We start from the raw sequence: 20,158 nt of genomic DNA, 5'->3' as shown, positions 1-20,158 counted from the left end.
CGATCACCCATCACCCATCGCCCATCACTCATCGACCGGTCGCCCGCCGCTCGTCATCGGGCCATCACACGCGGAGGGTCTGTCGTGCGCCGACACATCTGGGGGGCGGCCGCCGTGCTCGCCCTGTTCACGGGGCTCCTGCCGACGGCATCGGCACAGGCAGGGACGGCCGCCGCGGGCAGACCCGGGCCGCTCCCCCTGGAGCGGCTCTTCGACAACCGCGCGGTCAGCGACGACGGCCGCCCCGCCGACGCGGACTTCGACGGTGCGGGCGGCTCGCTGTCCGCACGGGACCTGACCTCCGCGGGCTGGACCCCCGGGCGCTCTCTGGCCGTCGACGGGGCCCGCCTCACCTGGCCGCGCACCGCGCCGGGCGCGCCGGACAACGTACGGGCCGACGGGCAGGCGGTGCGGGTCCGGGGCCGCGGGAACGCCCTGGCCTTCCTGGTCGCGGGGACGGGCGGCGAGGCGAGCGGCGCGGGCACGGTCCAGTACCGGGACGGCTCGCGCGGCAGGTACCGGCTCACGGCGCCCGACTGGCGCTCGGGCCCGCTCGCCACCAAGTCCGTCGCGCTCCCGCACATCAACACGCCCGGCGGTCAACTCGCCGAGCGGGCACGGCTGTACGTGGTGACGGTGCCGGTGGCCCGCGGGCGTGAGGTCGCCTCGGTGCGGCTGCCCCGCGACCCCGGCGCCGCCGACCTGCACGTCTTCGCGGTGTCCGTGCGGGCCGAGACGCGCGGCTGGACGGGCACTTGGTCGGCGTCGACCACCGGCTACACGGCGGTGGGGCCCTGGGCCGACCGGACCGTGCGGCTCGTCGTGCACACCAGTACCGGCGGTCCGCGGGTGCGCGTCCGCCTCGACAACACCTTCGCCGCGGCGCCGGTGCGGATCGGCGGCGCGACGGTGGCGGTGCAGGGGACGGGGGCGGGCGCCCGGGGCGAGCCGCGGCCGCTGTCCTTCCGGGGCGCTCCCGGCACGGAGATCCCGGCGGGCGCCCAGGCGTTCAGCGATCCCCTCGACTTCGACGTACCCGCCGGCACCAACCTCCTGGTCAGCTTCCACCTGCCCGGACCCGTGGCGACGGCGCCCGTGCACAGCCAGGCCCTCCAGCGGTCCTACGTCAGCACCCCCGGCGACCACACGGCCGACGGCTCCCCGGCCGCGTACACCTCGACGATCACGACGTGGCCGCTGCTCACCGGCGTCGACGTGGGCGGCGGGCCCGGCTCCGTGGTGCTGCTCGGCGACTCGATCACGGACGGCGCCAAGTCGACGCAGGACGCCAACCGGCGCTGGCCCGACGTCCTGGCGACCCGGCTCCTGAACCAGCCGGACGTGCCGCGCTACGGCGTGCTCAACCAGGGCATCTCCGCGAACCGCGTGGTCGCCGACCGCTACCCCGGCGACGGCGTCTCCACCGACACGGGCGGCGTGAGCACCCTGCACCGCCTCGACCGGGACGTCCTCGCCCAGACGTCGGCGCGCACCGTCCTCGTCTTTCAGGGGATCAACGACGTGCGGTGGGGCGCCTCCGCCGACCAGCTGACCGCCGGTCTGCGGGAGATCGCTGACCGGGCCCACGCGCGCGGCCTGCGGGCCGTGGCGGCGACGATCGCGCCCTGTGAGGGCGAGTCGCTCTGCACGGCGGCCGCGAACGCGCGGCGGGAGGCCGTCAACGCGTACCTGCGCGGGAACGGCGACTTCGACGCCGTGCTCGACTTCGACGCGGTACTGCGGGACCCCGCGCACCCGGCGCGGATGTCGCCCGCCTACGACAGTGGTGACCATCTGCATCCGGGCGACGCGGGGCTCGCGGCCCTCGCGGACTCGGTGGACCTGCGGCTGCTCGTGCCGTAGCCCACCGGGCGCGCGCTACACGTCCAGGTCGACCACGACCGGGGCGTGGTCGGACGCGCCCTTGCCCTTGCGCTCCTCACGGTCCACGTACGAGTCGGAGACGGCCTTCGCGAAGGGGCCGTTCCCGTACACGAGGTCGATGCGCATGCCGCGGTTCTTGGGGAAGCCCAGCTGGCGGTAGTCCCAGTACGTGAACGGGTGGGCGTACTTGAGGGGGCGGGGCACGATGTCGGTCAGGCCCGTCTCGCGCAGGGCGGCGAGGGCGGCGCGCTCGGCCGGGGTGACGTGCGTGGCGCCGACGAAGAGCGAGGGGTCCCAGACGTCGTCGTCGGTCGGCGCGACGTTGAAGTCGCCGAGGACCGCGAAGGGGCGCGGGCCCGCCGCGTCCTTGGCGACCGCCGCCTTCAGTGCCTCGAACCACTGGAGCTTGTAGGCGTAGTGCTCGTGGTCGACCTCGCGGCCGTTCGGCACGTACACCGACCAGACGCGGACCGGGCCGCAGGTCGCGGAGATCGCGCGGGGCTCGTCCGCGCCGTCGTACCCGGGGCCGCCCGGCAGGCCCTTGACGACGTCATCGAGGCCGACCTTGGAGACCAGTGCGACGCCGTTCCACCGCCCTGTCGCGTTCACCGCCGACTCGTACCCCAGCTCGCGGAGCTCGGCGGCGGGGAACTGCTCGGCCGTCGTCTTGGTCTCCTGGATGCACAGCACGTCCGTGCCGGTGCTCTCCAGCCAGGCCAGGAGCCTCGGCAGACGGGCGGTGATCGAGTTCACGTTCCAGGTGGCGATGCGCATGTCTCCCAACCTACCGGGCGCCACCGACAGTCAGAGCTCGGCCGACTCCCCCGGCGTCAGGCGCAGGTGCTCCGTGCCGCCCAGGGAGCCGATCTGGTGGTCGTAGACCGGCCGGGCGAGGTCGGTGAGGAGCGCGTCGTGGACGTCGTAGGCGCGCTGCGGCCGGACCTCCCGTACGTAGTCGATCACCTCGGAGATCTTGTTCCACGGAGCCATGACGGGCAGCATCAGCGTCTCGACGGGCTGGTCGGGGACGGTCAGCGCGTCGCCCGGGTGGAAGACGGAACCGTCGACCAGATACCCGACATTGGTGATCCGCGGGATGTCCGGGTGGATCACCGCGTGCAGCTCGCCGTGCACCTGGACGTCGAACCCGGCGGCCGTGAAGGCATCACCGTGTCCGACGGTGTGCACGCGCCCGGGGAAGGCCGCCGAGATCTGGTCCGCGACGGACTTGAGGGTCCAGATCTCGGCGCCGGGGCGCGCCTCCAGGGCGGCCCGCAGCCGGTCCTCGTTGAAGTGGTCCGGGTGCTCGTGCGTGACGAGGATGACGTCGGCGCCGAGCGCGGCGTCCTCCTCGCTGAAGCCGCCGGGGTCGACGACGAGCGTGCGCCCGTCCTTTTCGAGCCGCACGCACGCGTGGGACTTCTTCGTGAACGTCATGCCCTTCGCGCGGGCGGAATGGGTGTCGGCAGAAGTCGTCATGCCTCCATCCTGCTACTCCTGCGGCGTGGTTTCCTCACGGATCACGGCCTGCGCGACCCGGAACGCCGAGTTCGCCGCCGGGACACCGCAGTAGACGGCGGCCTGCAGCAGGACCTCCTTGATCTCGGCGGGGGTGAGTCCGTTGCGCAGCGCGGCCCTGGTGTGGAAGGCCAGCTCGTCGAGGTGGCCGCCCGCGACGAGCGCGGTGAGCGTGACGCAGCTGCGGGAGCGGCGGTCCAGGCCGGGGCGGTTCCAGACCTCGCCCCAGGCGTAGCGCGTGACGAGCTCCTGGAAGTCCCCGGAGAAGTCGTCGGCGGCGGCGAGGGTCCGGTCGACGTGCGCGTCGCCGAGGACCTCGCGGCGGACCTTCATCCCGGCGTCGTACAGGTCGGGGGCCGCACTGCCCGGCACGGCCACGGGCTGCTCCGCCGGGCCGATCTCGGCGACGGGCGTGACGGGCGCGGGCGACGGGGCGAGGACGGGCTTGAGGGGCGGTGCGGAGAGGGCGGACTGGCCGCCCATGGTGGCGTCGGGGGCGGGCTGCCAGGCCGATGAGAAGTGGCGTACGAGGAGGTCGGTGACGGCGGCGGGCTGCTCGACCGGCGCGAGATGCGAGGCGCCCGGCACGACGGCGAGCCGCGCGTCGGGAATCCCCGCGACCAGCGTGCGGGCCTCGCCCTGCCCGGTGACCTGGTCCTCGGAGCCCACGAGGACCAGCGTCGGCACGCCGACCCTGCCCAGCTCGGCGCGGACGTCGAAGGCGGCGAGTGCCTCGCAGGCAGCGATGTAGCAGCCGGGGTCGGTGGTGCGCACCATCTGCACGGCCCAGTCGGTGATGGCGGGCTGAGCGGCGGCGAAACCGGGCGTGAACCAGCGGTCGGGCGCCGAGCGTGCGATGGGGTCGAGGCCATTGCTCCGCACGATCACGCCGCGCTGCCGGAACTCGTCGGCCGTGCCGAACCGCGGCGAGGCGGCGATCAGCGCGAGCGAGGCGACGCGCTGCGGGTGCCGGAGCGCGAGCTCGACCCCTATGGCACCGCCGAAGGCGCAGCCCCCGTACCCGAAGCGGTGCACGCCGAGCTCGTCGAGCGTGGCGAGCAGCCGGTCGACGAGCTCCCCGACGGACCCGCACGGGTGGGCGGGCGCTCCACCATGACCGGGCATGTCGAAGCGGAACACCCGCCAGTGCCGGATCAGCTCGGGTATCTGCCGGTCCCACATGTGCCATGTGGTACCGAGCGAGGACCCGAGGATCAGCACGGGGGCGTCTTCTGGCCCGTCAAAACGGTATTGGAGGGTCTGCTGCATCGTCTCGCTCACCCGCCTCACGCTCTCATATCTCACCATCGCTCACGACCGTGCGGTATGTCGTCCCCCGACCCGTGCGGCCCACCCCACACCGCGGCAGCTCCACGCAGATCTTCCACATCCGTCTTGAGGTACCACCTTCGGCAAGGTACGTGACAGGCCCCCGCCGACGTGCTCTCCGACCTGCTCGCAGACATGGACGGCATGAAGCCCCTCCTCGCCCTGCCCCGTCTCCGACCGCATGTGGGTCCTCTCCGCAACCGGCGCCACGCCAGCCACGGTGCTGCAGGATCTCCTGATCCACCTCGCCGACGGCGATGGCTGGGACACGGCCATTGGCGCACCGCTGGAAGAGAAGATGGTCACCGCAGACGTCCCCCGACGGGGACGCAGGCGTTCAGTTCGACCCACTGACCGAGCAGCACCCCCAGAACCCAGCCACCTGGACTATCTGGGTCGGCCGCAGTCCGGCCCGGCCCACCTGAGCCATCACCGCGTCCCCGCACGCCCCGAGTTCACTGCTGTCGGGTCTCTCCGAGACCCCGGGCGCCCTCGCGATCCCATCGGACGAGCGCGAGGGGTTCAGCAACGCGCGGTGAGCTCGGGGATCACACTGTTGACGGCGCTGCGACCTGGTGTCCTTCTCCTTATCTCGGGCCGTCTCGCTGGACGGCCGTCTCAGCGATGTGTCATTTCCTCATACCGGGGTTCGAGGAACCGGCGCGAGGATTCCCGGAAACGGGCTACGAGCGGGCTGCGGTCGCCTGAGCGGCTGGCGACGACCACCTGACAGGGTTCCATGTCGTCGACGGTGATGGCGATGACATCGTCCCGGAGTGTGTAGCGGCGGTCATACGCAGGCACGACGGCGACGGCGCGCCCGTCCGCGACGACTTCGAGCTTGTCCTCGAAGGTGTCCACGAGCAGCGGACCGAGTGGTGCGGGGTTGCCGTCCGGCCGGGGGTCGAGCCGCCAGAACTCGCTCCAGACCGCGGTCATGCTGGCACAGGTCAGCAGGGATTCGTCGGCGAAGTCGTCCTGCCTGACCGACTTCTTGCCGGCGAGGCGGTGGGATGCGGGCACGAGGAGTACCCGGGGTTCGTCGTAGAGGACGGTCACACTCAGGTCATCGTCCGGGATGGGCAGCGGCGCGCGGGCGACAAGCACGTCGACCCGGCCGTCGGGAAGAGCGCGGGTTTCGTTCCAGTCCAGATGACGGGTGCGGACATGGGCGTCAGGATGACCGCGGCGCAGGTCCCGCACCGCGGGAGTGATGACGAGGTCCTCGACGTACCCGATGGTGATCGTGCGCGGTGGCGCTGCGGCGCGTGCGGCCCGCACCGCCTGCTGGGCGGAGTGCAGGAGTGCCTGCGCCTGGGGCAGGAAGGCCGCGCCTGCCGCGGTGAGGGCGCTGCCCTGGGTGGTGCGCTCCAGCAGGCGCACGCCGAGGGCGTCCTCCAACCGCTTGATCTGACGGCTCAGGGAGGGCTGGGCCACGTGCAGCGCCGCCGCCGCCCGGGCGAAGTGCAGATGCTCGGCGACGACCGTGAAGTACCGCACCAGCCGCAAGTCGAGGTCAAGGCCGGGATCGAGCGCCGGAGTGGGCGAAACTCCATCGGACATGCAGACACCCTACTCGTGATGCCGATCCTGCATGACGGGGCACGAAACAGGTCTTGGACGCCCTACCGCAGATGGCTGTTGACTCAATGCTGTCCCTCCGAGACCGCCTCGGGGACATGATCCGCAAGCCGATTCCTGGAACAGAGGATGTCCACCGTGGGCAAGTACGAGGGCAAGAACGTCGTGATCACAGGAGGCAGCAGCGGGTTGGGCCTGGCCACCGCACAGCTCCTGGTGGGCGAAGGGGCACGGGTGCTCATCACCGGGCGTAAGCAGGCCGCACTGGATGCCGCCCGCGACCAGCTCGGCGACAACGCGAGTGCGCTGCGCAGCGACGCGTCGTCGTTGCCCGACATCGACGCGCTGGCCGACCGTGTGAAAGCCGAGTTCGGTACGGTCGATGCCCTGTTCGCCAACGCCGGTGTGAACGGATTCGCACCATTCGAGGCGACAAGCGAGGAACTCCTCGACGAGTTGCTGACGATCAACACCAAGGGCCCGTACTTCACGGTGCAGAAACTCGTCCCGCTGCTGGCCGAGGGCAGCGGCGTGGTGTTCACCACCTCGGTCGTGAATGTGCTGGGCCTTCCCGAGCTCAGCGCATACGCGGCGAGCAAGGCGGCGCTGCGCTCGATGACCCGCAGCCTGGCCCGCGAGCTGCTGCCGAAGAAGATCCGCGTCAACGCGGTCAGCCCCGGCCCGATCGACACCGGGATCCTGGAGAAAACGATGCCCCCGGAAGCGGTGGAACAGACGAAGGCACAGATGGCCGCGGTCATCCCCATGCTGCGTGTGGGCACCCCCGACGAGATCGCCAAGGCAGTCGCCTTCCTCGCCTTCGACGCCACCTTCACCACTGGCGCCGAACTCGCCGTGGACGGCGGCGGTTCCCAATTGTGACTGCGGTCAACAGCGGCTCGATGAGCGACCGCAGTCCAGCCGACACGACCCATGGCCGCGACTGCCGCCTCGCCACAACCAGACCAACGAGCCGACACGTCAACAGTCGCGTGGGATGCCCAGGCATCTGCATGTCCATGTGGCGCGGATTCTGCGGGGCTCGGTGGGGAACCCGGAGACGGGCGGGATGTACCGAGTGGCCATCGAGGATGTCAGCGCCTGGACCATCGGCGACTTCAGCTATGCCGACCACTGATCCGCTGACCCACCGACCACTGGCCCACCGGGAATGCCTCGGTACGCCGTGAGGGTCCGATGGGCGTACCCCGGTCGGACCCTCATCGCTGTATCGCTGGTGGCGCGCTTGCCCCTCGGTCAGGCTGCCGCAGCGGCGCCGAGCATCGCGGAAGCCTTTTGCATCGGGTTGAGAACGCGCGCGGGCGCGGCGGGTTGGGGGAGGCCGCGGCAGGTGAAGCCGAGCTGGGTCATGGCCCGCAGGACTTCGCCGGCGCTGAAGTCGCGGCGGTCTTGGCGTGTGACGATCTGACCGACCTGCTTGAGGGGGTAGGTACGGCGGCCGATGATGACGGTCTCGCCGAGGGCCTGCTCGGGCTTGATGCCCTTCATCGACTCCAGGACACCGCTCTTGGTGAGGTCGAACGGGAAGCGGGCAATGACACAGCGCATGATGCCTCACAGGGAGAAGACCGAAGGGGGATGTTTCTGCCGCGGTTGAGCCGGTTGGGGTGGTTCAGCGGGCGAGGGCGAGGGTGCCCAGAGCACTGCCGTGTTCGTCGACCACCGGCAGGGCAGCGAGCCGGCTGTGACGCATCGCGTGCTGGGCTTCGGCCATGGTGGTCACCGGAGAGGTGAACGGGCCGTGGTCGCCGAGGATGTCACGCAGTTGGACCCGGTCGGTGCATGCGGAATTGTCACGGGCCGCGGTGAGCTGGGCCTCGGTGAGAAGCCCGGTGCACAGGCCGCCGCCGTCGCCGACCAGGAGGGTACGAAGGTGGCGTGTGACGAGCCGGGCGGCATCTGAATCCACGTCAAAAGATGCCTCCTGCAGTGGTGGGTCAGTTTCCTGACCACGAAGTTTCTAGGCCGCCGCGCCGAACGAGGTCTGCCGCGCTGTCGTGCGCCGGGCAGCCGAGGCGGGGCTGCGTCGGCCGCGTGAGGCGGCGCTGCGCTTGCGTCGCTCGGCCATCGGCGCGGTGATCGTGACCGGGATACCGGAGGGGGCCTGCGCGCCGGTGATCCGGCTGAGTGCCTCCTCGCCGGAGCGGACCTGGGTGGTCTGGGGCACGATGCCGGCGGCGGTCATGAGGCGGTTCATGTCGCGGCGCTGGCCCGGCGTCACCAGGGTAACGACGCTGCCGGACTCACCGGCGCGTGCCGTGCGGCCACCGCGGTGGAGGTAGTCCTTGTGGTCGGTCGGCGGGTCGATGTTGACGACGAGGTCGAGGTCGTCGACGTGGATGCCGCGGGCGGCGACGTTCGTGGCGACCAGCACGGTGACGTGTCCGGTCTTGAACTGGGCCAGGGTCCTGGTGCGTTGGTGCTGTGATTTGCCGCCGTGCAGGGCGGCGGCCCGCACGCCGCTGTTCAGCAGGTCCTGGGTGAGCCGGTCGACGGCGTGCTTGGTGTCCAGGAACATGATTACCCGGCCGTCGCGGGCCGCGATCTCGGTGGTGGTGCGCTGCTTGTCGGCGCCGTGGACGTGCAGCACGTGGTGTTCCATCGTGGTGACCGCGCCCCGGGAGGGGTCGACGGAGTGGACGACGGGGTCGGTGAGGTAGCGGCGGACCAGCAGGTCCACGTTGCGGTCGAGCGTGGCGGAGAAGAGCATCCGCTGGCCCTCGGGGCGCACCTGGTCGAGGAGCGCGGTGACCTGCGGCATGAAGCCCATGTCGGCCATCTGGTCGGCCTCGTCCAGGACGGCGATGCCGACCTGGTTCAACCGGCAGTCGCCGCGGTCGATGAGGTCCTTCAGACGGCCGGGCGTCGCCACGACGACCTCGGCCCCGCCGCGCAGGGCGTTGGCCTGTCGGCCGATCGGCATCCCGCCGACGACGGTGGCCAGGCGCAGCTTCACCGAGCGGGCGTAGGGGGCGAGCGCGTCGGTGACCTGCTGGGCAAGCTCACGGGTCGGCACGAGGACCAGGGCCAGCGGCTGGCGGGGCTCGGCGCGCTGTCCGGCGGTGCGGGCCAGCAGGGCCAGGCCGAAGGCAAGGGTCTTGCCGGAGCCGGTGCGCCCCCGTCCCAGGACATCGCGGCCCGCAAGGCTGTTGGGCAGCGTCGCGCCCTGGATCGGGAACGGCACGCTGACGCCCTGCGCGCTCAGCGCGGCCAGCAGCTCGGTGGGCATGTCGAGGTCGGCGAACGCCTCGACCGCGGGCAGCGCGGGAGTGGTGGACTTCGGCAGGGCGAGCTCACCTTGGACCGCGGCCGGGCGCCGGCCGCCCGAGCGGCCTGCGGCGGGTGAGCCGAAGCGGGCGCCCCGCCTCGAACCGGCACCGAACCCGGGGTTCTCGGTCCGGCGGGGGCGGGCAGAGCGGTCGTTCGTACGTGTGGGGTTCATAGAGAACCTTCCTTGATACGGCGCGTATCAAGGAATTCCCGCAGCGAAAAATACAGCGCGAGGAAACGCAAGAACGAACCGAATGAAATGCGCGGAAAGAAATACGGCCTGCGGTGACCCGGTGCGGGAAATATCCGTAGCTGGGTCCCGCACCCCGAGGGATGCGGGACCCAGCTACGAAGTGCGCGTCAGCGTCAGGCGAGAGCGATGTTCTCTGCCGTCGGGCCCTTCTGGCTCGGCGCGATGTCGAAGATGACCTTCTGGCCCTCCAACAGCTCGCGGAAGCCCTGGGCGGCAATGTTCGAGAAGTGGGCGAACACGTCGGCGCCCCCACCGTCCTGCTCGATGAAGCCGAAACCCTTGGCCGCGTTGAACCACTTCACGGTGCCTGACGCCACGTTGTATCTCCTTCTGGGGGCAGTACGCCGGTATCCGCGATGCGCGGATACCGGGTCGCCGCGATGATGCCCCGACCGGAAAGACCGGCAATACGAAAAGGCTTCCAGGCGCCGTAATATTCGGCGAAGGAGCTTGAGGTTTTTGGGAACCAAAACTGCAACTGAGATCGACAGTAGCATGAGGTAGCAGCCCGCGTACGGAAAATAATGCCACTCTATTGGTTGCCCCACAAACACTCCCCGCACTGCGCGTTAAACCCTCATCGCGCGGTCATAGATATTGCCCACCCGGGATGCGGCGTTTCAAAAAACCGGGTGCTGTAGGCCGCATTCGATGCAGATCTGGCCTGGTCAGTGCGTCAGTGGATGGCGAGGAGGATGGCGATGTAGTGCGCGGTGAAGGCTGCCACGGTCAGGGCGTGGAACACCTCGTGGAAGCCGAACCAGCGGGGTGAGGGGTCAGGGCGCTTGAGGGCGTAGACGACGGCGCCCGCGCTGTAGAGGAGCCCGCCGGCCACGATCAGGGTGAGTACGGCTGCTCCGCCGTTGTGCAGGAAGTCGGGCAGGTAGCGCACCGGTGCCCATCCCAGGGCCAGGTAGCACGGGGTGTACAGCCAGCGCGGGGCGCCGACCCACAGGACCCGGAACGCGATGCCGGCCACCGCGCCCACCCATACGATCCACAGCAGCACGGACCTCTGCTCCGGCGGCAGGAGAAGCACGGCCAGTGGCGTACAGGTGCCAGCGATGATCAGGAAAATGTTGGCGTGGTCCAGACGTCGCAGAAGGGCCTCGCCGAGCGGCCCCCAGGTGCCCCGGTGGTACACGGCGCTCGTCGCGAACAGCATCAAGGCGGTGACCGCGTACACGGCGCAGGCCCAGGCCGCCTGCGGGGTACCTGCCAGGCAGATGAGCACGATCCCCGCGATCAGCGCGGTCGGGACCATTCCCGCATGGAGCCAGCCCCGCAACTTCGGCTTGATCGGCTCGACCAGGTCGGCCACCTGCTCCAACAGAGCGGCAACCGGACCGTCTTCACCCGCACCATCACCTTGCGGTCCGTCGGACAGCCCGACTTCACGGTGTTCTCCACGCTGTGAGGCGACGCGCACACATTCGGCCTCAGCGGGGTCACGGGGCATTGCTCCCTGCCCTCCTCCAGACTTATGGGCGTCACTGGAAATCATGCGTTCATGTTACGAGCCGATCTTTGGAATCCCCGTTGACCTCGTACACCCGCCCCGGTGACCGGGTGGCCGATGGGCAGGGCGCCCGCGCAGGTGGCGACGGCGGCCTGCCCCTCTCGGGCGCCTTCGCCACCATGAGCAGCCCCAAAGACGCGAGGTGATTTGCGATCCGGCATGCGACCCGGTTGTTCTTGACTGAGGTGCAGGCCGTTCACGGGATTCCGGTGTCGGACCGTGCGATGGGCGTGGTGCAGTTGGTGGTCAGCGAGCTGGTGACGAACGTGCATAAGTACGCGCCGGGCCCGTACCTGCTCATGCTGCTTGCGTCTGCGGGGGCGGGATGAGGGGGTTACTCGGCGTCCGTGGGGTGCGCTCGTGGCCGTGCGGGTGGGATCACGGGGGTGAACTCGCCGTCGATGACGTCTCGGGCGACGTCGCTGAGCAGGGTGCGGTGGCTGCGGGCGTGGTGGCGCAGGGCGTCGAAGGCGTGGTTGAGGGTGATGTTCTGGCGGGCGGCAAGGAGGCCCTTGGCCTGTTCGATCATGATGCGGCTGTGCAGGGCGGTGTGGAGTTGTCCGTTGACGGTGTGCTGGTGGGTGATGGTGCGGGCGTGGAGCAGCCCGATGGTGGCGGCGCTGGCCAGGGCCTGGGCGAGGGCGAAGTCTTCGGCGTCCAGCGTGCGGGGGCCGGTATGCAGGAGGAGCAGGCTGCCCACGATGTCCTGGCGTAACCGCATGGGGACGGCGATGGCCTGTGTGTAGCCGGCGCGCTGGAGATCGGCGGCGAACTGGGGCCAGCGTGAGGCCGCGTCGTCCCCGCTGCGCAGGGTGACCGGCCGCTGGGTGGAGACGGCGTCCAGCGCCGGGCCCTGCTGGCAAGCGGTGTTCAGCAGGTCCTGCAGCGTGGGGCCGGGGTCGCAGGGTGCGGGGCTGTGCAGGTGGGGTGGAGGGTGGGCGAGGAAGACGCCGGCGTCGGTGATGTCGAGGAGTTCCTGGCAGCGCAAAGTCATCTGGTGCAGGAAGTCGATGACGTCGAAGTCCTCGACCAGGGTGTCGGCCAGCTCCAAGAAGGTGCGGGTGATGTGTTGTTGCCTGCTCATGGCGGTACTCCTTGGCCTCCCGCACGGTCGGTGGTCAGCGGGGTGACCGGTTTCATGGGACGTCTTGGGGCAGTTCCTGGCGGATCACGGCGCGGGCGGTCTCCGTCAGGGACTGGGCCGAGGCATGGACTCGGGCGCGCAGCCGATCCAGGGCCTCGGGCAGCGCGACGCCGAGGCGATGGCTGAGGACACCGGTGGCCTCGTGGACCTCGGCCCGGTGCAGCTCCACCGCCTCCGCGGTGCCTGGGCCGTTGCTCGGATCGGATGCTCCCGGCCAGCGGCCAAGGATGTGCTCGGCCAGGATGTCGGCGACCAGCCAGCCCTCCGTGGCCTGCCGGGGGGTGAGCGGACCGGCCGTGTGCCGGTAGCCGGTCAGTGATCCCACTTGCGCGGCGCCGATGCGCACGTCGGTCGGGTTCTGGCCGTGCAGAGCCGGGCCCTGCCCCAGGAGGAACTGCAGGTCCTCCAGCCGTGCACTGGTCTCATCGCTGAACCACACGAGTTCCTGATCTACCGTGAGAGCTATCCCGCCCAGCCCCAGGCCGTGCGGACAGGTGATCGCCCATTGCCTGCGCTGTTCCTCGTCCGCCCCGGCCATCGCACGCAGTGTGCCCAGGAGTTGTCCCACGGTGGATCCCATATGCTCAACGCCTTCCCGGGTGCCCGTCGTGCGGCGCGGCGGGTGCTGACCACTCCGTTTCAGCCTAGTGGCAGCCCCGGTGGGTGACGGGAGAAGAACGGGACTTCCCAGTACGGGGACGGATGAGGCGGCGCGGCGACGCCGTGGACAGCAGGCAGAGCGGTGATCACGGCCGTGTGATGAGTGCTTCGCGGCCGTTGGCGCAGGAGTTGAGGGCGGACAGGTCCAGCACCAGCCGACCACGATCACGAGGACGCGACACCGCCTGCACGATCGCCTCGCGCAGCAGAACCGGCGGCGACGCGGTGCCCGTCTGCCGGTTGGCGAAGATCTCCACCAGGGCGCGCACCGAACGTCCGGCATCGGATGGGTGCCGAACGGGCCCATCCAGTCGCCTATCTCCCGGGGCTGTCGATGCGTCGGCTGGCCGTGTCCGCCGGTCAGCACGGCGTGATCGCCAGATGCGCAGGACGATCGCAGTGCGGCAGGCCCACTACGGTTTGGCTGCCGAGGGGCTCTCCCGCGCCGCCGCCGGTCAGTGTGGGGCGATCTGGCTACGGATTTGGAAACGGCCCACTGACTCGCTGTTGGATGGTCGTAGCGCGACTGAGACAGGCCCTGCGAAGGTGTACCGGTGCTCGGCTGCGTGACGACACACGTGGTTCACCAGCTGGCGCGAGACCTCGGCGGAGTGCGCGGTGAGTCGGCTGTGGCTTTCGGCCGGCAACTCGATGACGAAGGCATTCGGCACCAAGACGCGTTCCCGGTCCAGGATCAGGGCGTGATCGTCGCACTCCCGCTGGAGTATGGCCACTACCTCTGTGGGATGCCGTGGGGTGGGAATCAAGGGAGCCCACAATGCGGAGGTCCATCGTTCTATTGCTTGTTCGACGGTGTGGATGAGTCCCATCAAGCTCGACTGCCCAAGGGCGCCCGAAGCAGGCTCGCCCGTACGGGTGCTTTGCAGAGGTTGATCACGGCCTGGCAGCACTCAAGTCCGTATATACGTCACCGGTTGACAACTCGCTTACCACAGGCGTGCGCTGAGGCATCGGCGGGTCGGCAGAGGTGTCGAGCGAGGACCAGAGAGGTTGCTGGGGGCGACAGGGCTTTGCTGGCTGCGATCAGTGAACTCGCGGATTGGCTTCCTGCCGCCGACCGCCCCGTTGTGGCGCACGTTGGAGGGGCCCCGGTGCATATGGCACCGGGGCCCCGAAGGAACTGCTACACCATCTGCCGGCCCTGGTTCTGCGCCGGCCTCCTGTGTCCGCATGGCCGCCCGAGATGTGGGCGGGGTACGGGGATCGCGAATTGCGTGACCGGAGACCACCTACCTATCGATGTCCTGCGGTACCCAGGCTCAAGATTTCCGCCCGGGCGATCCTGATGGCGCCTCAACTCCTCCGTTCTTCCCTCTGAATCAACTGTGTGCGGGTACTGCGAACTGCTGATACTGCTCTTTGCGCTGGTGGCCTTGAAAAGCGCCACTCTCTTCGGCAGCCAGCCCCGTCGCCTCTCCTGCATCTGCTCTGGCTTAGAACCCCACTGCCGAACTTCCCGGTACGCGCGCCGCAGCCTGACGCCTTTACCGAGGGACCACTAGAACTGCCGACTGCACTTGCGTGCCCTGCGGTACTGCTGTGGCGGCCCCTGATGACTGCGGGCCACCCGGTCCGGTCGTCAGTCCCGTCGCCGTCCTGCAACAACCCTGGCTCCGGAACTCCACCACCGCACCGACCTGCACTTACGAATACTGCTTCCCGGCAGTTCATCTCTGCCGGGCCTGCTCGATCTCTTGGCTACGGACAAGACACTAGCCCTAGCAACCTCCACATGTCTACCTCCGCCATGACAGGTTTTCTGCGTGGACTGACAGTGAAGCTCTGGCACCAACAGTGCTCAAAAGTTGCACCGAAGCACGCTCTGGGGTCTGAGGGCGGCCGGGTCCGGGCAGGCGGGGCGTCACGGCACAAGCGGCACAATCGATCAAGGTGGGGTGTACGCGCATGAACAGCCCGACGAGCACCGTCACCTCGCGCGGGGATGCCGGGTTCGAATCGCTGACTGCGGCGGTCACCATGTCGTGGGCGGCGGACAGTTCCAGCGCGTACCGGCCGCCGCCGTGACGCAGGGCGTTGGTGACGAGTTCGGAGACCACCAGGACGGGCGGGCGACGAGCAGGTTCGCGACGGATGCGATCACGGAGAGCCTGCGGGCGACGAAGGTGTCGATGACCTCCGCGGCCGTGACGTCGATGACAACACCGTGTGCGTCAGTTTCGAGGATGCGGGCGGACAGGTCTTCCTGAAGGGAGACCACCGCCGTCTCCTCCAGGTTCGCCGGAACGGTCACCAGGAGGATGCCCCCAATGTTCAGGACCGCGACGTGCTCACTCGTGATCTCTCGCTCCCCCTGCCGGCGCCCCCAGCGGGCTGTCCGGATCGCATGTCGCTGGATCCTGCTCCTCGGCGCCATGCGACTCTGGCTCTTCGGCGAAGCGGAAGCGGTCGCGCAGCCGCCTCGACACCTGGGCCCCTTTGGTAACGGTGCCCCGGTCCTGCTTTCGGGCAGGAGGGCACTCATGGCCTTCCCGCCGGCTTCCTGGCGGGTCACGGCGGTGGCTCGTGCGAGCGGTTGACCGCGGGCCGGCCGAAGCCTCCGGTGCCGCCGTAGAGGTCGGGGGTGCGCATCCGCGGGGAGTGCGGGCCAGGCTCCCGCACGGCGACCTCGATGCTGTCCGGGTACGGGGTCAGCGCCAGGGCATGGAAGCCGCCGCAGAGCAGGGCGTTGGTGACGAGCTCTGATACAACCAGGACCACGGATTGCACGGCCTCGACAGCGAGAGGGCGGGCGAGACCGTCGAGGAAGAGCCTGGCGCAATGACGGCGCCGACGGGGCAGGCCCCGGACCGGCCGACAGTGACGTCGGCGCTCATCGGTGTGTCCATCGGGATCACCTGGTCTCCGGAGCGTCCACCCCTTCCCGTTCAGTGCTTGTGCCCCGCACTGCGGGGGTCAACCGGGCGTGTCCCACTGCGCGCCACTCCTGTCCCGGATCGATTACCTCTCTAACGGTCCCGCGAAAATCTGCGCTGGCCGGAGTAGACATTGGATGCTGGTGTGGTTATGGTTTCTCTCGTACCCCAGAGAGACCGCAGGGCCCGGCAGAGACGAACTGCCAGGCAGCAGTACCCGTAGTTGCAGTGCGCAGGACGGTGCGGTGGTGGAGTTCCGAAGCCAGGGTTGTTGCAGGACGGCGACGGGACTGACGACCGGACCGGGTGGCCCGCAGTCATCAGGGGCCGCCGTGAGCAGTACCGCAGTGGTTGCAGTACCCAGCAGCGAAGTAATGAGCAGCACCTCGGTGAAGGCGTCGGCTGCGGGCGCGCGCACCGGGAGGTTCGGCAGTGGGGTTCTAAGCCAGAGCGGACGCAGGATGGGCGACGGGGCTGGCTGCCGGAAGTGGCGCCGGTAAAGGCCACAGCAGTACAAGCGGTTCGCAGTAGAGGAAAGACCCGCAGTTCGCAGTATCAGCAGTACGCAGCCCCCGCTTGGTAAGCAGTTGCCACCAGAGGGAAGAACGGAGGAGCCAAGCATCATCGGGATCGCCCGGACGCCACGCGAGTCCGGGTACCGCAGGACATCGATAGTGAGGTGGTCTCCGGTCACGCATCCGCGATCCCCGCACTCCCGACGAAGCTCAGGTCGGTAGGCGGAAACAGAAGGCCGGCGCAGTACCAGGGCCGGCAGATGGTGTAGCAGTTCCTTCGGGGCCCGGGAGCCACATGCTCTCCCGGGCCCCTCCACGCGTTCCACGAAAGAGGTGCGATGACCGCAGACGACTCCTACGGCCGACTTGATGACGATGACTACCCCGCCTACACCATGGGGCGGGCCGCCGACATGCTCGGCACCACACAGAACTTCCTCCGCGCGATCGGCGAGCACCGTCTGATCACTCCGCTGCGCTCCGCCGGCGGCCACCGCCGTTACTCCCGCTACCAGCTGCGCATCGCGGCCCGCGCTCGCGAACTCGTCGACCAGGGCACCCCCATCGAGGCGGCCTGCCGCATCGTCATCCTCGAAGACCAGCTCGAAGAGGCCCAGCGCATCAACGCCGAACACCATGCCGCTGCCCGACCTTCGAAGCCGACAGCCGCGGCCTGAGCGGACTTGGGGCGCCTCGCCGAGGGGATCGGCCGGTTCCCAGCGGACGACACGATCACCGCAGTACCTTCGTTGCCAGAAATTTTCACCAAAAAGGCCGACCACACAGACGCAGCCCCAGAGCCTGTGGACACCACAAGGCAGTCACCCGCTGTTTGGCCAACCCAAGCGTTAAGACGGTATTGAAGCTGTCGCAAGCCCCGCCGGATGGCGGCGATGAGGTCGACAGGTTCGGCAAAAGCACGGTTGGCCAGGGTGGTGCGGCGCAGGATGAACCAGATGCCTTCGACCGGGTTGAGGTCGGGTGCGTAGGAGCAATGCTGCTGACCGGGGTGTGCTCGAGGCCCCGTACGTCCTGGGGATGCGCACACTGGTAGTAGTCGGCGGACGCGAAATCTGGGACAGACAGGGGCCGTCGCCCAACTGCCTGCACATCGGCAGCACCGCGTCGCTCTTCACCCGTCACAGCAGATCCGCACCATTGGCGATAGCCGCACGCCAGCGCGGGAAGGCGGGAAGGTTCCGGCCGGCCAGCACCAGCATGCCCGGCTCCAGCCGTTCCCATAGCTGTCCCACCAGCGCGACCTCGCTCACCGGAAACGGCCCCATCGCCAAGCCGAACACCGCATGTGTCCCGCATTCCGCCATGACGACGGTGCGCACCTGTGGGAACGCCGCGGATTCGCGGTCGGAGACCGAGCTACCGAAGAACTCGGCGTTCGCCGCGGTATCCGGCACCTCAAGCGCGGTTCCGTCAATGGCGATCAGACGCCACCGGCGCTACCACGCTCCACCCGTGTCCGATTCGGCAACCGGATTGCACACCCGGTTAAACAACGACTTGAGGGGCACGGGACCAGACGGGCGCGGGCCCGGCTGATCGCCGCCGTGCGGGGAACTTCCCACCGTCCCCGCGGCAACCCTTCAGACAGCGGCCGTGCGACCTCCTCATAGCTGACCTGCCGGAACAGACACTCGCCAGTACGAAGTAGACCACCACCCGAGCCGGAAGCCGCCGCCGGACCTCGCGCCGCCTCGTCTCAGTAATGACCTCGTCGATCAACTCCGGTGGAGAGACCTTCGTCAGCACGCCCAGCCTGGTCCGGTCCACAACCCGTCACCAACCCGCATACCAGCCACACAAGTTCAACGAGACAGCCGACCCAAAGTCAGCAGCATTGCCTAAGGGCTGTCCCGTAAGTGACCTTCCAGGTCTCGCAACCTGATCCGGAAGGCTCATACAGGGGAGTTGTGGACGCCAACTCCCGTTGATCGGGCTGGGAGAGGACGGTGCGTCTCGCGGGATTCCCGCTGGCGAAGTGCCTGGACGGTGCGCCTCGGAGTCACGGGGTTTGGTTTCGCGTCGCACCGTCCACGCCAGATGCTTCAGGTGATCAGGCCGGCGCTGATCAGCCAGATGTGTTCACAGGTCGACGATGCCTTTTGCAACTCCTCGTGGGATTCCTGCGAGGCGTGGTAGAAGGTCCGCTCGATCATCCAGCACAGGGCGCGTGCCATCGCCGACGCTTGCTCTGGTCCGGTGCCGGCCTGGATGCCGGCTCGTTCCATGACGGCGGTGATGGCGGTGATGAACAAGTCTGCCGTGTGGCTCCACAGCTCGCCGATCTCCGGCACGGTCAACGACAGGTCGATAGCCGTGCGCATGACCAAGCCGTGCTCGTTCCACAGCTCAGCCGTGCGCTGCATGGCTGCTGCGATGGCCCGGCGCGGCTCGTCGGCCTGTGCGGTGGCCCGGGACCGCTCCCACAGGTGCTCGACGGTCCGGGCCACGAGCGCCGTGACCACTTCTTGCTTGGAGCCGAAGTAGAAGTACAGGGCGCCGCGTGTGATACCGGCGCCCTGGGCGATGTCACCGACGGTCATGGCGTCGTAGCCCTTCTGCGCCAGCAGAGCTTCGCAGGCGTCCAGAATGGCCCGCTCGCGGACATCGCCCTTGCGTTCGGTGGTGCGCCGGCTCCGCGCGGGGTGGTGGCTGGGCATCAGAGCTGAGCGCCCCCAGCGAAGTCGGTCGTACGGGAGAGGGGCTCCCATGCGCGGATGTCCTCGTCCACGGCCGTGCGCGCGGCGGTGACCAGTCGCAGCGCGTCCGAGCCGAGGACGAGGTGGGCCGGGGGCTGGTCGACCGACGCGATGTGCACGACGGCGTCCCCGGCCTTGGCCGGGTTGCCCAGCTGGTTCCCGCTGGCCTTCTGCCGCGCTTCCCGGATGGGGGTGAACAGTTCGTCGTAGTCGTCGATGGACTGCACGGCGCGCGTCATGGACCGTCCGGCCCAGTCGGTGCGGAAGGAGCCGGGCTCGATCGCTGTTACGTGGATCCCGAACTGTGCGACCTCCTTGCCCAGTGCTTCCAGGATGCCTTCCAGGGCGAACTTGCTGCCGCAGTAGGCGGACATGCCGGGCACGGCCATGAGCCCGCCCATGGAGGTGACGGCCATCAGGTGTCCGCGGCGGCGCTGGCGCATATGGGGCAGTGCTGCCTGCAGGGTGGCCACTGCCCCGAATACGTTGACCTCGAACTGCCGCCGCACTTCGGCCAGCGGGGTTTCCTCGAAGGTGCCCTCCAGGCCGTAGCCGGCGTTGGCGACGACGACATCCAAAGGACCGACGCTCTGCTCCACCTCCGCGACCACACTCGAGACGGCCTCACCGTCAGTCACATCCAGGATGCGGCCGTGAGCGTACCCGGATTTCAGCCCTTCGAAGGCCCGCAGGTCCTCCTCGGAGCGGACCGTCCCGACGACGGTGTGCCCGGCGGCCAGGGCGGCCTGGGCGAAGGCGCGGCCGAGGCCCGTGCTGACGCCGGTGATGAGCCACTTCTGCTGCTGCACTGTTCCTCCAGAGAGGTCTCACGAGGAGCTGGGCTGTCCCTCAC

At 69.0% G+C, this 20,158-nt stretch carries 23 protein-coding genes and 4 pseudogenes; 7 read left to right on the top strand and 20 right to left on the bottom strand.

Going from position 1 to position 20,158, the window contains the following annotated elements; genetic code table 11:
• Positions 1-84 precede the first annotated feature (84 nt).
• Entirely contained in the window at positions 85-1,863 is a 1,779-nt protein-coding gene (locus ABZ953_RS30530; RefSeq protein ID WP_361730455.1) for an SGNH/GDSL hydrolase family protein, read from the top strand.
• A 15-nt stretch (positions 1,864-1,878) separates the two neighbouring features.
• Here the strand turns inward: ABZ953_RS30530 and ABZ953_RS30525 are convergent, their stop codons facing one another.
• The 3 genes from ABZ953_RS30525 to pcaC are packed head-to-tail and all read right to left on the bottom strand — an operon-like array spanning position 1,879 to position 4,683.
• Positions 1,879-2,658, bottom strand: coding sequence for an exodeoxyribonuclease III (locus ABZ953_RS30525; RefSeq protein WP_361730452.1), 780 nt, complete (start codon positions 2,656-2,658; stop codon positions 1,879-1,881).
• A gap of 30 nt (positions 2,659-2,688) precedes the next feature.
• A complete protein-coding gene (locus tag ABZ953_RS30520) occupies positions 2,689-3,321 on the bottom strand; it encodes an MBL fold metallo-hydrolase (protein ID WP_361730557.1) in 633 nt (210 codons plus the stop codon).
• Between the two features lie 54 nt (positions 3,322-3,375).
• The gene (pcaC, locus tag ABZ953_RS30515) at positions 3,376-4,683 is read right to left on the bottom strand and encodes a 4-carboxymuconolactone decarboxylase (protein ID WP_361730449.1); all 1,308 of its coding nucleotides are present in this window, start codon (positions 4,681-4,683) and stop codon (positions 3,376-3,378) included.
• Positions 4,684-4,988: 305 nt separating this feature from the next.
• Between pcaC and ABZ953_RS30510 the strand changes: the two genes are divergently transcribed.
• Positions 4,989-5,156 (top strand): DUF317 domain-containing protein, encoded by a 168-nt coding sequence (locus ABZ953_RS30510; RefSeq protein WP_361730446.1) that lies wholly within the window; start codon positions 4,989-4,991, stop codon positions 5,154-5,156.
• Positions 5,157-5,349: 193 nt separating this feature from the next.
• On the opposite strand, the gene ABZ953_RS30505 is transcribed toward ABZ953_RS30510, so the two are convergent.
• Positions 5,350-6,294, bottom strand: coding sequence for a LysR family transcriptional regulator (locus ABZ953_RS30505; protein WP_361730444.1), 945 nt, complete (start codon positions 6,292-6,294; stop codon positions 5,350-5,352).
• Between the two features lie 156 nt (positions 6,295-6,450).
• Here ABZ953_RS30505 and ABZ953_RS30500 point away from each other — a divergent pair, with 156 nt between their 5' ends.
• Both ABZ953_RS30500 and ABZ953_RS30495 read left to right on the top strand, forming a co-directional pair.
• Positions 6,451-7,194, top strand: a complete 744-nt coding sequence (locus ABZ953_RS30500) for an SDR family oxidoreductase (RefSeq protein ID WP_361730555.1) — start codon at positions 6,451-6,453, stop codon at positions 7,192-7,194.
• A gap of 115 nt (positions 7,195-7,309) precedes the next feature.
• Positions 7,310-7,450 carry a hypothetical protein gene (locus ABZ953_RS30495; RefSeq protein ID WP_361730568.1) on the top strand — a complete coding sequence of 47 codons (141 nt, stop codon included), beginning with the start codon at positions 7,310-7,312 and terminating at the stop codon, positions 7,448-7,450.
• Between the two features lie 119 nt (positions 7,451-7,569).
• Here the strand turns inward: ABZ953_RS30495 and ABZ953_RS30490 are convergent, their stop codons facing one another.
• From ABZ953_RS30490 to ABZ953_RS30470, 5 genes and pseudogenes are all read right to left on the bottom strand, one after another.
• A complete protein-coding gene (locus tag ABZ953_RS30490) occupies positions 7,570-7,881 on the bottom strand; it encodes an SCO5918 family protein (RefSeq protein WP_361730441.1) in 312 nt (103 codons plus the stop codon).
• Positions 7,882-7,945: 64 nt separating this feature from the next.
• Positions 7,946-8,203 (bottom strand): annotated as a pseudogene (locus tag ABZ953_RS30485) (CBS domain-containing protein); the annotation flags it as partial.
• 90 nt (positions 8,204-8,293) lie between these two features.
• Positions 8,294-9,775, bottom strand: coding sequence for a DEAD/DEAH box helicase (locus ABZ953_RS30480; RefSeq protein ID WP_361730438.1), 1,482 nt, complete (start codon positions 9,773-9,775; stop codon positions 8,294-8,296).
• Between the two features lie 194 nt (positions 9,776-9,969).
• Positions 9,970-10,173: a cold-shock protein gene (locus tag ABZ953_RS30475; protein ID WP_361730435.1), complete on the bottom strand. Its 204-nt coding sequence runs from the start codon at positions 10,171-10,173 to the stop codon at positions 9,970-9,972.
• A gap of 359 nt (positions 10,174-10,532) precedes the next feature.
• A complete protein-coding gene (locus ABZ953_RS30470) occupies positions 10,533-11,177 on the bottom strand; it encodes a hemolysin III family protein (RefSeq protein WP_361730432.1) in 645 nt (214 codons plus the stop codon).
• Here ABZ953_RS30470 and ABZ953_RS30465 point away from each other — a divergent pair.
• Both ABZ953_RS30465 and ABZ953_RS30460 read left to right on the top strand, forming a co-directional pair.
• Positions 11,127-11,273 carry a hypothetical protein gene (locus tag ABZ953_RS30465; RefSeq protein WP_361730565.1) on the top strand — a complete coding sequence of 49 codons (147 nt, stop codon included), beginning with the start codon at positions 11,127-11,129 and terminating at the stop codon, positions 11,271-11,273. The two genes, ABZ953_RS30470 and ABZ953_RS30465, sit on opposite strands and share 51 nt — an antisense overlap.
• Positions 11,274-11,527: 254 nt before the next feature.
• Positions 11,528-11,680 (top strand): annotated as a pseudogene (locus tag ABZ953_RS30460) (ATP-binding protein); the annotation flags it as partial.
• Between the two features lie 29 nt (positions 11,681-11,709).
• On the opposite strand, the gene ABZ953_RS30455 reads toward ABZ953_RS30460, so the two are convergent.
• From ABZ953_RS30455 to ABZ953_RS30430, 6 genes are all read right to left on the bottom strand, one after another.
• Positions 11,710-12,459, bottom strand: a complete 750-nt coding sequence (locus ABZ953_RS30455; protein WP_361730429.1) for an ANTAR domain-containing protein — start codon at positions 12,457-12,459, stop codon at positions 11,710-11,712.
• 52 nt (positions 12,460-12,511) lie between these two features.
• Positions 12,512-13,099 (bottom strand): ANTAR domain-containing protein, encoded by a 588-nt coding sequence (locus ABZ953_RS30450; RefSeq protein ID WP_361730426.1) that lies wholly within the window; start codon positions 13,097-13,099, stop codon positions 12,512-12,514.
• 166 nt (positions 13,100-13,265) lie between these two features.
• Positions 13,266-13,436 carry a hypothetical protein gene (locus ABZ953_RS30445; protein WP_361730423.1) on the bottom strand — a complete coding sequence of 57 codons (171 nt, stop codon included), beginning with the start codon at positions 13,434-13,436 and terminating at the stop codon, positions 13,266-13,268.
• 198 nt (positions 13,437-13,634) lie between these two features.
• Positions 13,635-14,009 carry a DUF3662 domain-containing protein gene (locus ABZ953_RS30440; protein WP_361730420.1) on the bottom strand — a complete coding sequence of 125 codons (375 nt, stop codon included), beginning with the start codon at positions 14,007-14,009 and terminating at the stop codon, positions 13,635-13,637.
• 1,163 nt (positions 14,010-15,172) lie between these two features.
• On the bottom strand, positions 15,173-15,451 hold the full coding sequence (locus ABZ953_RS30435; protein WP_361730417.1) for a hypothetical protein: 279 nt from the start codon (positions 15,449-15,451) through the stop codon (positions 15,173-15,175).
• Positions 15,452-15,708: 257 nt separating this feature from the next.
• Positions 15,709-15,918 (bottom strand): ATP-binding protein, encoded by a 210-nt coding sequence (locus tag ABZ953_RS30430; protein WP_361730414.1) that lies wholly within the window; start codon positions 15,916-15,918, stop codon positions 15,709-15,711.
• A gap of 1,008 nt (positions 15,919-16,926) precedes the next feature.
• On the opposite strand from ABZ953_RS30430, the gene ABZ953_RS30425 reads away from it, so the two are divergent.
• Positions 16,927-17,265 carry a MerR family transcriptional regulator gene (locus ABZ953_RS30425; RefSeq protein WP_361730411.1) on the top strand — a complete coding sequence of 113 codons (339 nt, stop codon included), beginning with the start codon at positions 16,927-16,929 and terminating at the stop codon, positions 17,263-17,265.
• 176 nt (positions 17,266-17,441) lie between these two features.
• On the opposite strand, the pseudogene ABZ953_RS30420 reads toward ABZ953_RS30425, so the two are convergent.
• The 5 genes and pseudogenes from ABZ953_RS30420 to ABZ953_RS30400 form a co-directional block, all read right to left on the bottom strand.
• Positions 17,442-17,576, bottom strand: a pseudogene (locus tag ABZ953_RS30420) (DDE endonuclease); the annotation flags it as partial.
• A 151-nt stretch (positions 17,577-17,727) separates the two neighbouring features.
• A complete protein-coding gene (locus tag ABZ953_RS30415; protein ID WP_361730409.1) occupies positions 17,728-18,003 on the bottom strand; it encodes a hypothetical protein in 276 nt (91 codons plus the stop codon).
• Between the two features lie 26 nt (positions 18,004-18,029).
• Positions 18,030-18,355: pseudogene (locus ABZ953_RS30410) on the bottom strand (transposase domain-containing protein).
• Between the two features lie 296 nt (positions 18,356-18,651).
• Positions 18,652-19,266: a TetR/AcrR family transcriptional regulator gene (locus ABZ953_RS30405; protein WP_361730406.1), complete on the bottom strand. Its 615-nt coding sequence runs from the start codon at positions 19,264-19,266 to the stop codon at positions 18,652-18,654.
• On the bottom strand, positions 19,266-20,114 hold the full coding sequence (locus ABZ953_RS30400; RefSeq protein ID WP_361730403.1) for an oxidoreductase: 849 nt from the start codon (positions 20,112-20,114) through the stop codon (positions 19,266-19,268). The genes ABZ953_RS30405 and ABZ953_RS30400 overlap by 1 nt, the downstream gene beginning before the upstream one ends.
• Positions 20,115-20,158: the final 44 nt, after the last annotated feature.

It is taken from the genome of Streptomyces sp. NPDC046465, from assembly GCF_040646035.1.
In the GTDB taxonomy this organism is placed as follows: Bacteria; Actinomycetota; Actinomycetes; order Streptomycetales; family Streptomycetaceae; genus Streptomyces.
Note: the sequence above shows the minus strand (reverse complement) of the source record. Positions and strands in the feature narration are given on the sequence as shown.

Bases quoted from the DNA above. Each gene is read 5' to 3' on its own strand.
- ABZ953_RS30455 (WP_361730429.1), bottom strand. From the start codon at position 12,459: ATGAGCAGGCAACAACACATCACCCGCACCTTCTTGGAGCTGGCCGAC.
- ABZ953_RS30520 (WP_361730557.1), bottom strand. From the start codon at position 3,321: ATGACGTTCACGAAGAAGTCCCACGCGTGCGTGCGGCTCGAAAAGGAC.
- ABZ953_RS30495 (WP_361730568.1), top strand. From the start codon at position 7,310: ATGCCCAGGCATCTGCATGTCCATGTGGCGCGGATTCTGCGGGGCTCG.
- ABZ953_RS30505 (WP_361730444.1), bottom strand. From the start codon at position 6,294: ATGTCCGATGGAGTTTCGCCCACTCCGGCGCTCGATCCCGGCCTTGAC.
- ABZ953_RS30450 (WP_361730426.1), bottom strand. From the start codon at position 13,099: ATGGGATCCACCGTGGGACAACTCCTGGGCACACTGCGTGCGATGGCC.
- ABZ953_RS30490 (WP_361730441.1), bottom strand. From the start codon at position 7,881: ATGCGCTGTGTCATTGCCCGCTTCCCGTTCGACCTCACCAAGAGCGGT.
- ABZ953_RS30510 (WP_361730446.1), top strand. From the start codon at position 4,989: ATGGCTGGGACACGGCCATTGGCGCACCGCTGGAAGAGAAGATGGTCA.
- ABZ953_RS30465 (WP_361730565.1), top strand. From the start codon at position 11,127: ATGGAGCCAGCCCCGCAACTTCGGCTTGATCGGCTCGACCAGGTCGGC.
- ABZ953_RS30480 (WP_361730438.1), bottom strand. From the start codon at position 9,775: ATGAACCCCACACGTACGAACGACCGCTCTGCCCGCCCCCGCCGGACC.
- ABZ953_RS30425 (WP_361730411.1), top strand. From the start codon at position 16,927: ATGACCGCAGACGACTCCTACGGCCGACTTGATGACGATGACTACCCC.
- ABZ953_RS30405 (WP_361730406.1), bottom strand. From the start codon at position 19,266: ATGCCCAGCCACCACCCCGCGCGGAGCCGGCGCACCACCGAACGCAAG.
- ABZ953_RS30440 (WP_361730420.1), bottom strand. From the start codon at position 14,009: ATGGGACTCATCCACACCGTCGAACAAGCAATAGAACGATGGACCTCC.
- ABZ953_RS30525 (WP_361730452.1), bottom strand. From the start codon at position 2,658: ATGCGCATCGCCACCTGGAACGTGAACTCGATCACCGCCCGTCTGCCG.